Raw genomic sequence first — 14,694 nt, 5'->3', positions numbered from 1 at the left:
CCCTTTTTGGTTTATTTTGAAGCAGTCGCAACTGCCAATGCTAATGAATATACTTTTGTTTCTGCTGAATCAGCACGAGATGTTAAAACAATCGGTGCTTTTGCGCCAGCAATCATAGCTCCTACTTTTGCATCCGCAAAGTATACGAGTGATTTGTATAGCACATTTCCAGCTTCAATCGTTGGGACGAGTAAAATGTCTGCCTTACCTGCTACATCACTTACTATGCCTTTATGTTCTGCTGCAATTTGTGATACTGCATTATCTAAAGCAAGTGGTCCATCAACGACACAATTTTTAATTTGTCCGCGGCGATTCATTTGAGTTAACATCGCTGCATCAATTGTCGCTTGCATCGCAGGATTCACAACCTCTACCGCTGCAATTGGCGCTACCTTTGGCAGATCTATTCCTATTGCCTGGGCAACTTCTACAGTATTCTGTATAATAGCAGCTTTCTGTGTTACATCAGGTGCAATATTCATCGCTGCATCTGTAACAAAAATTAGACGATCGTAATTTGGAACTTCAAATGCTGCAACGTGTGAAAGTACGCTCCCTTTACGAAGTCCCCACTCCTTATTTAATACAGCTTTCAAAATATTTGCTGTTGGGATGTTTCCCTTCATAAGCACATCTGCTTCGCCATTTCTTACAGCTTTAACAGAAAGTTCTGCAGCCTCAGCACTTGATGCTGCTGCAATCACTTCAATATGTTCTGAAGTTTGCAAACCATGTTCTTGTAACATCACCATTATTTTTTCTTGATTTCCATATAGACGAAATTGAGCTAGCTGTAATGTAATTGCTTTCGCTACAGCTTCAATTACTTCATGATCTTCAGCTACTGCTACAGCCACAGTTTTTTTAGGCTGGCCTGCTGCTTGATCAATTAAGTGTTCTAACTTCATATTTTGTAATCAACCCTTTCCGTCGTCCCTCGTCTTTTTATAAAGCAAATACCGTGCCAACTTTTCAAAGTGGTCTTACCAATAATGAAAACGCATTCAAAATGCAGTAAAATCAATACTTTGGAAAATAACAAAATATTCTGTCTTGATTTGTCGTATTTTGTATACCATGCAATAAATTGCATGGTACGCAATTTATTGCATGCTATTTTTTGCACACTCATACTTTTCTAGCTTGTAATATAAATTTCGGACCGAAATTCCTAACGCTCTTGCCGTTTGTGTTTTATTTCCGCCAAACCTCTCTAAATATTCATGAATGATATTCCCTTCAAACTCTGTCACTAAATGTTCAAGTGGCTTTTCCTCTAACTCGGGTAATAAATGAGTTTGCTTTGACTCCACCTGCTCTTCATTATGTAATGGCGGTAAATGGTGTACATCAATATAGGTCTCGTTATAATTCATAAAGATAATAGCTCTCCCCAAAATATTTTCAAGCTCCCTCACATTTCCTGGCCATTCATATGATTGTAAATATAAAATAGCTGGATCAGTGAGCCCCTCTATATTTCGGCCATAATCTTGATTAATTTTTTGAATTAATCTTTCTGCAATTGCCGGTATGTCCCCTTTACGCTGACGAAGAGATGGAATTTGAATTGGAATTTTATTTAATCGATAATATAAGTCCTCCCTAAACTCTCCTTCTAGAATGCCTTTTTCTAAATTCACATGTGTCGCTGCAATTACTCGAACATTGATAGGAATCGCTTTCGTTCCACCAACTTTTACAATCTCTTTTTCTTGCAACACGCGAAGGAGTTTCGCCTGCGTATTTGCAGATAGTTCTCCTATTTCATCTAAAAAGATGCTACCGTTATTCGCTTCCTCAAAGAATCCACGTTTTCCGCCTCTTTTCGCGCCAGAAAATGCCCCTTCCTCATAACCGAATAATTCACTTTCTAGCAAAGTCTCCGAAATAGCTGCACAGTTTACACGAACGAACTTATTATATTTTCGATTACTTCCATTATGGATAGCATGCGCAAACAATTCTTTACCTGTCCCTGACTCTCCGCGTAGTAATACTGTCGCTGGTGTATTCGCCCCAAGTTTTGCCTGCTCGATAGCCGCCGTTGTTTCATCAGAATTTCCGACAATGTCATCAAATGAATATTTCGCTTCTAACGTTCGAATAATTTGCCTTGCCCTATTCAATTCATTTGTTAACTTTTGAATTTCTGATACGTCACGAATTACACCAACGCTCCCTTTCAATATCCCATCCACAATGACTGGCGCTACGTTTACAATTACATCTCGCTTTTTTTGCCCAATCTTCATATGTATTCCTCGTACCGCCCTACGCGTTCGAAGTACTTTCATATGCATACTTTCACCTTCTACAATATCAGTTGTAGCTGGCTTTCCAATAATGTCCTCTTCTGTTAAACCTGTTAATTTCGTATAGGCAGGGTTAATTACTAACCCTCTTCCTTTTTCATCCACGACTGAAATCGCTTCTTCAGATGAGTTAATAATTGCCTCAAGTAACGTTTGAATCTCTTTTAAATCTGTAACTTCTTCCGCAAGATCTACAACTTCTGTTATATCTTTAAAAATCGCAAATGCCCCTTGTACCTCTCCTCCTTCTTTTAATATCGGAATACGGGTTGTAATAATTTTCTTTTCATTCTCTAATGTCAGTTCATAATTTACTTCTATTTGTTTCGTACGTATAATACGAAGCAATTTACTAGTCGGAATAACTTCTAAAATATATTTCCCTACCGCATCTTCTTTTTTATATCCGATAATACGCTCTGCACTTTTATTAAACAGGCGAACTTGTCCCTCTCGATCAATCACAATCATACCGTCATGTGTAGAATTTAAAATTAAATCCCCTTGCTGCGTTTGTTCTTCTAACTTTCCAATTAAATCTTCCTTCTCATGTGCTAATCTCGTAACAATTTTCGCAATATCGCCTGGTATAAGCAGCGTATCTTTATGCTTCTTCTTTAATAAAACTTTATGTAAATCAGCGTCACCTGTCATATCAAACATTACATCAATGCGCATAGTAAGAAACTGCGTTACACTCTCTCCAATCGTAACCCCATATTCCGTAGCCATTTGTAATCCTTTCGCTAACGGATTTATATCAATAATCCCTATAATTTGAAATATATTTGAACTTTGTAACAGATTGAGCAGTGTACTGCCACCTTCACCGGCACCAACAATTAACACTTTTTGTTTCATATATTACACTTCCTCTCGAAGTATCTCTGCAAAATTTTTCACACCCTTATCTTACTCGTTCAGCCCCCTCTTGACAAACCCCCTTTCCATATAACATCATTAAAATAAACAAAACAATCTGAAAAGGAGCGTTTATATGCAGCGTTACCTTGCTCTATTATTAGCACTCATTCCTATTTCATTAGCTGTGTTTGGCATTAAGTTAATGAGAGATACTGTATTTGGGATTCTATTTCCTCCACTTTCTATACTGTGGTTACAATTTTTAATTGGCGCTCTTTGCTTCGCGCTCGGGTTTTATATTTTTGGTGGCTTCGTCTTACACCGAGACCGTAAACGAAATAAAGTACAAGCTCGCTTTAGAAGATAAGAAAGCCCTACTGATTATCAGCCCTCACCAATCGGGATTTTACGGGCGGTTGATCTCCCACCTAACTTCTTTGCTTTCACTGAATTTTGAGGCGGGGGTCTTACTGCCCGCAAATAGCGGGATAAATAAAAAAACGAGACCGTTACACGCGGTCTCATTTTTTTATTGGCAATAAGATTCTTGCCGTTTCAGGGTAATCAGTAATAATCGCCGAAATATTCATATCAAAATATTTTCGCATAAGCGTTTCTTCATTAATTGTATAAGGACGAACCTCTACACCACTCTCCATCGTTAATTCAGCAACAGCATCTTGCAGATAACGATAATTCGGGTGTACTGCTGTAGCACCCATTTTTTTTGCATACGCCCATGGACTATGCAAACCTTCGCGATATAAAATCGCTGTTTGAATATCAGGAGCCATCATATGACACTTTTTCATACTGTAGTGATTAAATGAAGAAAATATAACACGATCTTCTAGATTATATTTCCGCACAAGCGTTATAACTTCTTCTTCTAAACCTCTGTATGGAATTTTATTATTTTTAAGTTCAATATTAAGTAGCAACTCTGTTTTTTCAATCCATTCTAACACCTCTTCTAAAAGAGGGATTTTACAAAATCCTACTTTATCACTGAATGTGTAGCTCGCATCTAATTTACATAAATCCTCATATACATAATTTCGAACCGCACCTTTTCCATTTGTTGTCCTGTTCACTGTTTCATCATGAATGACGACAACCTTTCCGTCTTTCGTTAATTGAACATCAAGTTCAATTCCATCTGCTCTAAAAGATTCAGCTGCTTCAAATGAAATCATTGTATTTTCTGGGTACGTTCCCGCTGCACCACGATGTGCAAATATAAGAGTCATCCTCACTCCCCCAATCTTATGCTATACTATACGAAAAAGGAGGTACTTCTATGAGACCATTACAAATTTCTCCAGACACTGCAGTCCGCCTATCAAAGGCATTAGGTGTTCCACTCGAACAACTTATGCATATGCCGCAGCACATTTTAATTCAAAAGTTAGTTGAATTAGAAAAACAAAATAAAGACGAAGAATAATACAGTCCTGTTTTGCAGGGCTTTTTATTATTTTCTATTATATCACGGATGACTTCCCCGCTAAAATCCTTTAACAGATATACCATGATTCCGTTTAATCTTTTCTTCAAACATTTATAATCAATAAATGAAACCCCCTCTTTTAATAAAAGAGGGGGTTCTTACTACTCGTTTCAGTTACTCAAATTATGCAGTTTTCTTTTCTTTGTTAAAAATCATAAATAATTTATATAATCCTAAAGAAGCTGGAATATTCATAAATGCAAATGCCTCATAAGTATAATGAGGAGCTGTTTCCCATAGTAATAAGAAAGTAAACACACCTAACGTACTAATCATCGCAATACGTATAACTTCCGATTCATTTTCATCTTTCTTTTTATAAAGTATAACAGCCGCCAGAACAGCTACATAAACGAATAATTTGATAACATACGAATATATAGTAACGATTTCATAATTCTTTGTACTATAGTTCGATACGTAATTAGTTATCGTGTCATTCTTCTGCTCAAACCATTCTCCAATACGGTACATGGAGAACTGACTTGATACCCATTCTCTAGTTATTTTTTCATTTAAATGTTGTACATAACCCGTTACACCAAGTTCACTGAAACGTTGCACTATAACTTCTTTATTGTGTTCATTCAAATCCTTTGTATTCTTTATGTTTTCATCATCAATATAATCTGCATCTGCCTGATTCCACACACCATACGTATCTTTGTTCAGCCCCATTTTCACCCAATGAGTGAATGGAATTTTTTCAATTTCATTATCGGTACTAAGATTTAGCTTTGTCGTTATACCTTTAAAACTTATAATAAGGATTAAACAAAATAAAACACTACTTAATACCTTTACGGAATACTCCTTACGAAACTTAAAAATATTTTCAATTAAAATCGCTAACGCTACCGCCAATGCTGTCGGTCTTATAATATAAGTACAAGCTGCGAAACCCCCTAATAAAATCCATAAAATAATCTTCATTCTTTTTGTTTCTGCCGTTTTCAAACACAAATATGTATACATCGTTGCTGAAATAAAAAATATTACTAATGTATGTGTATAGAAAACTGGCGCCTGCCAATATATAAAAATGTTTAGCACAGATAACACGATCGATATGTGAGCAACTTTAAAGTTTGTAATTTTCCTTACAATCAATACATTTAAAATAATACTACCTGTTATACACACTATCGGTAATATTTTCATCGCTACATCTACGCTTCCTATCAATTTCGCAAAATATCCTCCTAATAATACAATATGTGTATTATATGGATAAAATAGAAGCTGTCCCATTTCTAAAAATTGATTATCCCCATTAAACACAGAAACAATTCCTTGTTTAAGGATGGCATAATCTCCTATAACAGGGTTAAATGCGATGGAAGTAATCATTATTTCCGTCGTCAAAATGATTACGATACCTAAAGCAATCATAATATTTGTGTGCGTTCTTTTCATTTTATTAATAACCCTTTTATAATACATAAAGAAGAGCGCAAATAAAAGCAACGTTGCCGCTATAACAGCACCGACTTTTTGGGGAGTATACTCCTCAGTCGGATAAGGAAATTCACCACTCATTAATATTATTTTCGGGATAAAAAATTTACTTACTATCATTGAAAATATAGATAAAAACACCGTCATAACAATGATTGGGTAAGCTCGATTCACTATTTTTTTTAAAGTCATTCATCCATTCTCCTATATCTCTTAACTTTCCCAATCAATGATACGTTATAGAAATTATGATGTCAAACCCACGTATTTCCTATACATATCCTTATGTTCATTGCAATTTTCTATTTAAATATGTATACCTTCAAAATCCTAAAATCGAAGTAAATAAAAAGACCAACGAATTCTAACATTCATTGGTCATTAAATAAAAAGTTCATTGGTTTTAAATTTAATATCGAGTATAAGTTTCAAGAATGTTTAAGCTTTACTAAAGCTTAAACTCCTTACCGATTCTACTCTCAGCTAGCCTTATGTTCAAGTCTCAGCTTATCCGCAACCATTGCGATGAACTCTGAGTTCGTAGGTTTTGCTTTTGACATGGATACTGTATAACCGAATAAGGACGAAATAGAATCAATATTCCCACGACTCCATGCTACTTCAATTGCGTGACGGATTGCACGCTCAACGCGGCTTGCTGTTGTATTATATTTCTTCGCAATATCTGGATACAATACTTTCGTAATAGATCCCAGTAATTCGATATCATTGTACACCATAGAGATTGCTTCCCTTAAATACATATACCCTTTAATATGAGCAGGCACACCAATTTCATGAATGATACTCGTAATGCTTGCATCTAAGTTTTTCGGTTTTCCATCTATTGTCGTTGCTGAACGGAAAGATGGAAGTGGACGTTTAATGGTAGCGTTCGCCTTACCGCTCACTTGACGAATATGACTCGTTAAATTCTCCATATCAAATGGTTTTAATATGAAATATGAAGCACCTAAGTCAACTGCTTTTTTCGTCACATCTTCTTGTCCGAATGCTGTCAACATAATTACGCTAGGCTGTCTTAGCCTTTCAATATGTCGCATTTTCTCTAGTACAGCTAAACCATCTAAATGTGGCATAATAATGTCTAAAACAAGTACATCCGGCTGCTTATCAGTTAATAAATTTAAACACTCTTGACCATTATAAGCAGTACCGATTACTTCCATATCATCTTGAGCAGCTACATAACTCTCTAGCATTGATACTAATTCTTTATTATCATCCACAAGACATACTTTAATTTTCTCCACAGCTTTTCCTCCCTTACCGAATCGATTCTCCGACATGTGTATCCTTCTAGGCTACATGAATTGTTCGACAATTGTGTGAAAATTCCCTTTTAAAGTTTGTTACTTTCCGATAAAATCACAAAAAAATATGTTTATCGCTCATTTATTCCCTTTCGCAACACATTCCATCATAGAAATACAACGAAACGTTCAACCCTTTTCTTTTATTTTACAACAAAAAACACCTCTTGCGGAGCTTTTACAAAATTTCAACGAATTTTTCAACAGAAAAGCGAGCTAATTAATAATTAGCTCGCTTTTCTTTCTTGTTCATAAATGTTAATTCCAGCCTCATGTAACATCCATTCAATATGAACACCATATCCTGATGTTGGATCATTTACAAATACATGTGTAACAGCACCAATTACTTTTCCGTTTTGTACAATTGGACTTCCGCTCATGCCTTGTACGATACCACCCGTTTTCGCTAATAAACGTTTGTCTGTGACTTTTATTACCATGCCTTTTGTAGCCGGAAACTTTTGCGGTACTGTACTAACAACTTCAATGTCAAACGCTTCCACTTTATCTTTATCAATAACTGTTAATATTTTTGCTGGCCCCTCTTTTACTTGATGAGATAGTGCAATAGGCATTGCTTTATCCATTACGCCATTTGGTATATTTGCATTTAGTTTCCCGAATATACCAAACGGACTATTTATTGTAATATTACCAATCACTTCACGATCTGGTGAGAACCTCGCTAATTTCTCTCCTGGATTCCCATGACTACCTCTTTCAATTGATGTAACCGTCGAACGCATAATTTGTCCATCTTCGACTTGAATCGGCTTTTTCGTATCGTTATCAGAAATGACATGACCAAGTGCCCCATATTTCATAGAATCAGGATGAACAAATGTCATTGTTCCGATTCCAGCTGCCGAATCACGAATATATAAACCAATGCGATAAGACGATTCTCCACTATCTTTTTGTGGTGTTAACTTAGTGCGGATGTGTTTTCCATCTCTTAACAAAACAAGATTAAGCGGTTCACCTGTTTCACCACTATTATGAATAAATGGTGCTACATCACTCATTCTTTCAATTGTTTTACCATTAATTTCAGTAATCATATCTCCAATTTGCACACCAGCTGTCTCACCAGGAGATACTTTCCCTTTTTCAGTTTGAATTAAATGATGGCCTACAACAAGTACCCCTTTTGTATTTAACTTCACACCAATTGATTGTCCACCTGGAATAACTTTAAAATCTTTCAATACTTTCACATTTACTTTTTTCACTGGAAAACCAGCAAGCTGAAACACCATATCTGCTTCACCATTTTGATGAGAATTTACCATAAGTCCTTGTTTTTGTTCATTTGAACTTACTGTAAACACATGACGATCTGTAGATGAAGCTTTAAAAACTGGTAATGACGCTATTTCTGATTGTTGTCCTTCAAAAACAACAAGTTGCTTCGGAGATGAAATAAACGTCCGAAGCGGTTTAAAACACCCAATAAAAACTAAAGAAACAAGGAGACAAATACCTATTATTTTGCGAAATCTTTCTAATTTCAATTTGTTCACTCTCCTCGCTCCTACCCCACATTCAGCCTTTTGGCTTCACTTTTTAATCTCTCCTTGCAGTGCTTTATTTATAACCGGAAGAATTAAGAAATCATTATTTGAGAAAAAAAGCTATCCATTACTGGATAGCCTCTGCTGTCTGTTTAAAATGATGCGCTTGTGTAAGTAATTCTTTCGCATGTTCTGTCGTTAAATCTGTAATTTCCACACCAGAAATCATTCGAGCGATTTCCGTTACTTTATCCTCCATAGTTAAAACGGTAACTGATGTAATTGTTCGATCATTCGCTACTTGTTTTCGAATAAATAAATGCGAATCCGCCATTGAAGCCACTTGAGGTAAGTGCGTAATACAAAGTACTTGCGAGTTTACTGATACTCGATAAATTTTTTCCGCAATAGCCTGTGCAACTCGACCACTCACACCAGTATCCACTTCATCAAAGATAACTGATGCAACACCTTGATGCTTAGAAAAAATGCTTTTTAAAGCTAAAATAATACGAGATAACTCTCCGCCAGAAGCGACCTTTGAAAGTGGTTTTAGCGGCTCACCTGGATTTGTTGAAATATAAAATTCCACATGATCGTAGCCATCCGCCGTAAGTCTTACCGGTGCTCCCTCTACAAGAGGCTCTTCAGCATTTCCTACTCGCTTCATAATTCTTACTTCAAATTTTGTTTTTTCCATATACAATTCTTTTAATTCCTGATGAATGGCATTTGTAAGATGCTCTGCAAGTTCATGACGCATATTACTTAACGACATTGCTTCTTTCAGAATAACACTTTCTAATTCCTTTAATTGCTTCTTCGTCGTTTCAATATGAACGTCTTTATTTTCAATCGTAAAAATTTCTTGTTCAATTTTATCAGCATACGCTAAAATCTCTTCTACAGTATTTCCATATTTTCTCTTTAGCATACGAATTTCATTTAAACGCGTTTCAATTTCGTCTAAACGATTCGGATCATATTCCATCATATCGAGCTTTTCTCTAAGTTGATATGCAACTTCTTCTAATAAGTAGTAGCTATTTGCAATTGAATCATGGTTTTCTTGATATACTTCATCTAAATGTGTAATACTCTCCATTTGTCCCATTGCGCTTCGTATATTATCTAACCCTTGTCCGTCAGCGCTTAATGAGCGATATGCATCGCCTAATGCTTTGTAAATTTTTTCGAAATTAGAAATTTGCAATCGTTCTTCAGTTAATTCATTTTCTTCATCCATCTTTAAATCCGCCTTACGGATTTCTTCATGCTGGAATTGAATTAAATCTAATCGATGCGCCATTTGTTGTTCATTTTCACTTAACGATTTTAACTGTTTTTTTAACTTCTCATAGTCAGCGTATACATTTTGATATATACCCAATTGTTTAACAATGCGATCTCCATCAAAATGATCAAGCATAAACATATGACGCTCTTCATTCATTAAATCTTGTGTTTCGTGCTGCCCATGAATATCAACAAGTGTTTTTCCAATTTCCTTTAATATACTAAGGGTAACCAGTTTCCCATTTACACGACATACACTTTTTCCGTTTGCAGCGATATCACGCTTCAAAATAATCATGCCGTCTTCTATTTCTATATCCAATTCTTCTGCCTTTTCAATACACGGATGCTTATCATCTTCTACATAAAATAACCCTTCTATCTCAGCTTTTTCTGTTCCGTATCGAACAAATTCCGCTGAACCACGGCCACCTACAAGTAAACTAATCGCATCAATAATAATCGATTTTCCGGCTCCTGTTTCACCACTTAAAACCGTTAATCCTTTTTGAAAAGAAATATTTAATGCCTCGATAATAGCAAAGTTTCTAATCGATAATTCCGATAACAATGCCCCATTCACCTCGTTATAAACTAATCCCCTATTAAGGGCTTTTCTCAGTTCTTTATTCAAATAGTCATACTATATGTTTGTATGTATAAATTACTTTTCTAACCGCTCCATTGTACCAAACATTTGTTTTACGGGTCAATCCACCTATTTTCTAATTTTATTCAAAGAAAATATTATATTACAATTAAGAATTCACATTTTTAACCAATAAAAATATCCTGTTCACTTTCCACTTTACAGAGGAAAGCAAACAAGATTTTTTTGTTACAACATATTTAAGAAACGATCAGAGACAACACCTGTATCTTCAGGTGTACGGCAAATAATTAAGCAAGTATCATCACCACAGATGGTTCCGATGATCTCATCCCACTCTAAATGATCAATAAGTGCTCCAAGTGAATGAGCGTTACCAGGCAATGTTTTTAGCACAAGCATATGTCCTGCCGTGTCTAATTTTACAAATGAATCCACTAGATTGCGTTTTAATTTTTGTAACGGGTTAAATCGTTGATCTGCTGGCAAGCTATATTTATAGCGACCATCATGTAATGGCACTTTCACTAAGTGCAGTTCTTTAATATCGCGCGATACTGTTGCTTGCGTTACATTAAATCCCTCATTACGTAAAATATCAACTAATTCATCTTGTGTTTCAATTTCTTTGTTCGCAATAATTTCCCTGATTTTAATATGGCGCTGACCTTTATTCATACATTTGCACCTCACACTATCTCTTACCATAGTTTAAACATTGGTATACTTCACTTATTTATGTTAACTTATAATTCGTTGCTTGTACACAATTGTTTTTACAATCATTATACAATTACAACAAAAAGAGGAACAACATATGTTATTCCCCTTTTCCTTTTTGTTTTAGGACATTATGCGCCTCTGTAACTACTTGCTCAACAGAAACTGGAGAATGATTTTCGCCATTCTCGCGTTCACCATGCCATTTCAGATGAATTAAAAATTCAATATTACCATCCCCGCCCGTAATTGGTGAGAATGTTAAACCTTCTACGTCGTATCCTTCTTTTATAGCAAAGTCGACAATCATTTCCACGACAGCCTCATGTACTTTTCGATCACGAACGATACCTTTTTTCCCAACTTGCTCTCTTCCAGCTTCAAACTGTGGTTTAATTAACGCCGCTACATCTCCATTAGGCATAAGCATTGTTTTTAAAACCGGCAGTATGAGCTTTAATGATATAAATGAAACATCGATACTAGCAAATTGCGGTAAACCACGGTCTAAGTCTGCTGGTGTCACGTAACGGAAGTTTGTCCGTTCCATTACGACAACACGCTCATCTTGACGCAATTTCCATGCAAGTTGATTGTATCCTACATCTAATGCATAAGATAATTTCGCTCCGTTTTGAAGCGCACAATCTGTAAAGCCACCAGTTGATGAACCAATATCTATCATAACTTTATCTTGTAAATCAAGATGAAATGTCTCTAATGCCTTTTCAAGTTTATAACCACCACGGCTTACATACGGCATAACTTGTCCCTTCACCGTAATCTCCGTATCTTGTGGGATCTTCTCTCCTGGCTTATCAAGTCTCATCTCATTCGCATATACAAGTCCGGCCATAACGGCGCGTTTTGCTTTCTCACGTGTTTCTATAAGTCCTCGCTCTACTAATAGTACATCTACTCTTTCTTTTTTTGCACTCATTTGTTACGCCCTTTTTTGTTTTGATGGAATCATTGTATGAATACGGTCTACAACAGCATCTGTCGTTAAACCAATTTCTTCTAATAATTTTGTTACACTACCGTGCTCTATGAAACGGTCTGGAATACCCATTCTTTCAACTAACGCACTATGGTACCCGTTCTCAGATGCAAATTCAACTACTCCCGTTCCAAAACCGCCGATTAAGCAAGCTTCTTCAATCGTTAAAATCGGTATATTTTTTCCTAAGAGGTCATGTAAATATGCTTCATCCATCGGTTTAATAAAGCGAGCGTTCACTACTTTCACTGAAATTCCAGCCTTTTCAAGACGCTCAGCCGCTTCCATTGCCATTGGTATTGTCGTACCAAATGTTAAAATAGCCGCTTGTGTACCTTCTTTTAACGTTTCCCATGAACCGATTGGAATCGCCTTTAATTCTTCATCCATATGAACACCAAGTCCATTACCGCGCGCATAACGTAATGCGATTGGTCCATCTTCATATTGCATCGCCGTATATACTAAATGTTGCCCTTCATTTTCATCTTTCGGCATCATAAGTACCATATTCGGCAAATGACGTAAGAATGAAATGTCAAACACACCTTGATGCGTTTCACCATCTGCTCCTACTAAACCAGAGCGATCGATTCCGATAAAGACATTTAAATTTTGGCGGCATATATCATGAACAACTTGGTCATATGCTCTTTGTAAGAATGTTGAATAAATCGCTAAGAATGGCTTCATACCTTGCGTTGCCATACCCGCTGCCATTGTTGTAGCATGCTGTTCTGCAATACCTACATCAATCATACGATCCGGGAATTCTTTTTGGAATTTCTCAAGTTTCGATCCAACAGGCATTGCAGGTGTAATTGCAACGATACGCTCATCCGTTCTCGCTAGCTTAAGTACTGTATCACTAACAACAGCACTCCATGCTGGTGCAACTTCTTTCGGTTTAACGAAGTCACCTGATTCAATTTTATAAGGTCCTGTTCCATGCCAAGTTCCAATAACATCACTCTCAGCTGGCTTATAACCTTTTCCTTTTTTCGTAATAACATGAACAAGCACTGGGCCTTTTGTTTTCTTTGCATATTGCAACGTTTCGAATAACTTTTCATAATCGTGCCCATCAACTGGACCTAAATATGTAAAGCCTAATTCTTCGAAAAAGACACCGGATACTAGTAAATATTTAAGACTATCTTTTATTTTCTCTGCTGTCGCAGCAACTTTCCCACCGACTGCTGGGATTTTCTTTAATATATACTCTAGTTCATCTTTTACCCAATGGTATTTCCCTGCGGTACGTAGACGTCCAAGCACATTATGAAGCGCACCAACGTTTGGTGCAATTGACATTTCATTATCATTCAAAATAACAATCATGTCTGTTTTTTCATGTCCAATATGGTTCAATGCCTCTAAAGCCATTCCGCCTGTTAGAGCACCATCTCCAATGATTGGTATAACATATTCTTTCGTTTTCTTTAAATCACGTGCTAGAGCCATTCCCATTGCAGCAGATAATGATGTCGAGCTATGGCCAGTTTCCCATACATCGTGCTCACTCTCGCAACGTTTTGGGAAACCACATAGGCCCTGATATTGCCTTAATGTACCGAATTCCTTTGCACGTCCTGTTAAAATTTTATGTACATAGGATTGATGTCCTACGTCCCATAAAAATTTATCTTTCGGACTATCAAATAATTTATGCAGAGCAATTGTGAGTTCTACTACACCTAAATTAGGTGCAATATGTCCACCTGTTTGAGAGAGCTCTTCAATTAAAAATTTACGAATATCCTCACTCAATCCCTCTAGTTCACCGATAGACATATCTTTCAAAAAACTAGGGTTTTGAATTTGCGTTAGATCCACATGGATCACTCACTTTCATTTCATAATCTGTCAACATGTCAAATATTATAAAAAACATTTACACAAAACAAGAAATTATCTTTTTTTATTTTTCACCTTGTCCTGCAATTAACCAGTCTATTGCGCCCTAATCCTATTATAAACCATATTTCTTTAGGCGATGAAAAAAATAGCCGCTAACACGAAGTGATAACGGCAATGTAATCTACATATATTTTTGCCAATAACAAG

The 14,694-nt window shown here is 36.2% G+C and carries 12 protein-coding genes; 2 read left to right on the top strand and 10 right to left on the bottom strand.

Annotated features, from left to right (window positions below; translation table 11 throughout):
* Window positions 1-11 precede the first annotated feature (11 nt).
* Both yqiS and BAQ44_RS05875 read right to left on the bottom strand, forming a co-directional pair.
* The gene (gene yqiS / locus BAQ44_RS05885) at window positions 12-911 is read right to left on the bottom strand and encodes a phosphate butyryltransferase (RefSeq protein WP_071721198.1); all 900 of its coding nucleotides are present in this window, start codon (window positions 909-911) and stop codon (window positions 12-14) included.
* 195 nt (window positions 912-1,106) lie between these two features.
* Window positions 1,107-3,179: a sigma-54 interaction domain-containing protein gene (locus BAQ44_RS05875; protein ID WP_071721193.1), complete on the bottom strand. Its 2,073-nt coding sequence runs from the start codon at window positions 3,177-3,179 to the stop codon at window positions 1,107-1,109.
* Between the two features lie 136 nt (window positions 3,180-3,315).
* Between BAQ44_RS05875 and BAQ44_RS05870 the strand changes: the two genes are divergently transcribed.
* On the top strand, window positions 3,316-3,549 hold the full coding sequence (locus BAQ44_RS05870) for a DUF2627 domain-containing protein (RefSeq protein WP_001190187.1): 234 nt from the start codon (window positions 3,316-3,318) through the stop codon (window positions 3,547-3,549).
* Window positions 3,550-3,703: 154 nt separating this feature from the next.
* On the opposite strand, the gene BAQ44_RS05865 is transcribed toward BAQ44_RS05870, so the two are convergent.
* Window positions 3,704-4,432, bottom strand: coding sequence for a glycerophosphodiester phosphodiesterase (locus BAQ44_RS05865; protein WP_061677478.1), 729 nt, complete (start codon window positions 4,430-4,432; stop codon window positions 3,704-3,706).
* A 50-nt stretch (window positions 4,433-4,482) separates the two neighbouring features.
* Between BAQ44_RS05865 and BAQ44_RS05860 the strand changes: the two genes are divergently transcribed.
* Window positions 4,483-4,629, top strand: coding sequence for a YycC family protein (locus BAQ44_RS05860; RefSeq protein WP_001247671.1), 147 nt, complete (start codon window positions 4,483-4,485; stop codon window positions 4,627-4,629).
* 186 nt (window positions 4,630-4,815) lie between these two features.
* On the opposite strand, the gene BAQ44_RS05855 is transcribed toward BAQ44_RS05860, so the two are convergent.
* From BAQ44_RS05855 to dxs, 7 genes are all read right to left on the bottom strand, one after another.
* On the bottom strand, window positions 4,816-6,342 hold the full coding sequence (locus tag BAQ44_RS05855; RefSeq protein WP_061677476.1) for a glycosyltransferase-like membrane protein: 1,527 nt from the start codon (window positions 6,340-6,342) through the stop codon (window positions 4,816-4,818).
* Window positions 6,343-6,629: 287 nt separating this feature from the next.
* Window positions 6,630-7,424: a sporulation transcription factor Spo0A gene (gene spo0A / locus BAQ44_RS05850; protein ID WP_000411416.1), complete on the bottom strand. Its 795-nt coding sequence runs from the start codon at window positions 7,422-7,424 to the stop codon at window positions 6,630-6,632.
* A 287-nt stretch (window positions 7,425-7,711) separates the two neighbouring features.
* Window positions 7,712-9,010, bottom strand: a complete 1,299-nt coding sequence (spoIVB, locus tag BAQ44_RS05840; RefSeq protein ID WP_071721191.1) for a SpoIVB peptidase — start codon at window positions 9,008-9,010, stop codon at window positions 7,712-7,714.
* Window positions 9,011-9,128: 118 nt separating this feature from the next.
* On the bottom strand, window positions 9,129-10,868 hold the full coding sequence (recN, locus tag BAQ44_RS05835) for a DNA repair protein RecN (RefSeq protein ID WP_063260842.1): 1,740 nt from the start codon (window positions 10,866-10,868) through the stop codon (window positions 9,129-9,131).
* Window positions 10,869-11,135: 267 nt separating this feature from the next.
* Window positions 11,136-11,585, bottom strand: coding sequence for an arginine repressor ArgR (argR, locus tag BAQ44_RS05830; protein WP_001032581.1), 450 nt, complete (start codon window positions 11,583-11,585; stop codon window positions 11,136-11,138).
* 142 nt (window positions 11,586-11,727) lie between these two features.
* Entirely contained in the window at window positions 11,728-12,567 is an 840-nt protein-coding gene (locus BAQ44_RS05825) for a TlyA family RNA methyltransferase (RefSeq protein ID WP_063260841.1), read from the bottom strand.
* 3 nt (window positions 12,568-12,570) lie between these two features.
* Window positions 12,571-14,463 (bottom strand): 1-deoxy-D-xylulose-5-phosphate synthase, encoded by a 1,893-nt coding sequence (dxs, locus tag BAQ44_RS05820; RefSeq protein WP_063260840.1) that lies wholly within the window; start codon window positions 14,461-14,463, stop codon window positions 12,571-12,573.
* Window positions 14,464-14,694 lie beyond the last annotated feature (231 nt).

The organism is Bacillus mobilis (assembly GCF_001884045.1).
Classification (GTDB): Bacteria; Bacillota; Bacilli; order Bacillales; family Bacillaceae_G; genus Bacillus_A; species Bacillus_A mobilis.
Note: the sequence above shows the minus strand (reverse complement) of the source record. Positions and strands in the feature narration are given on the sequence as shown.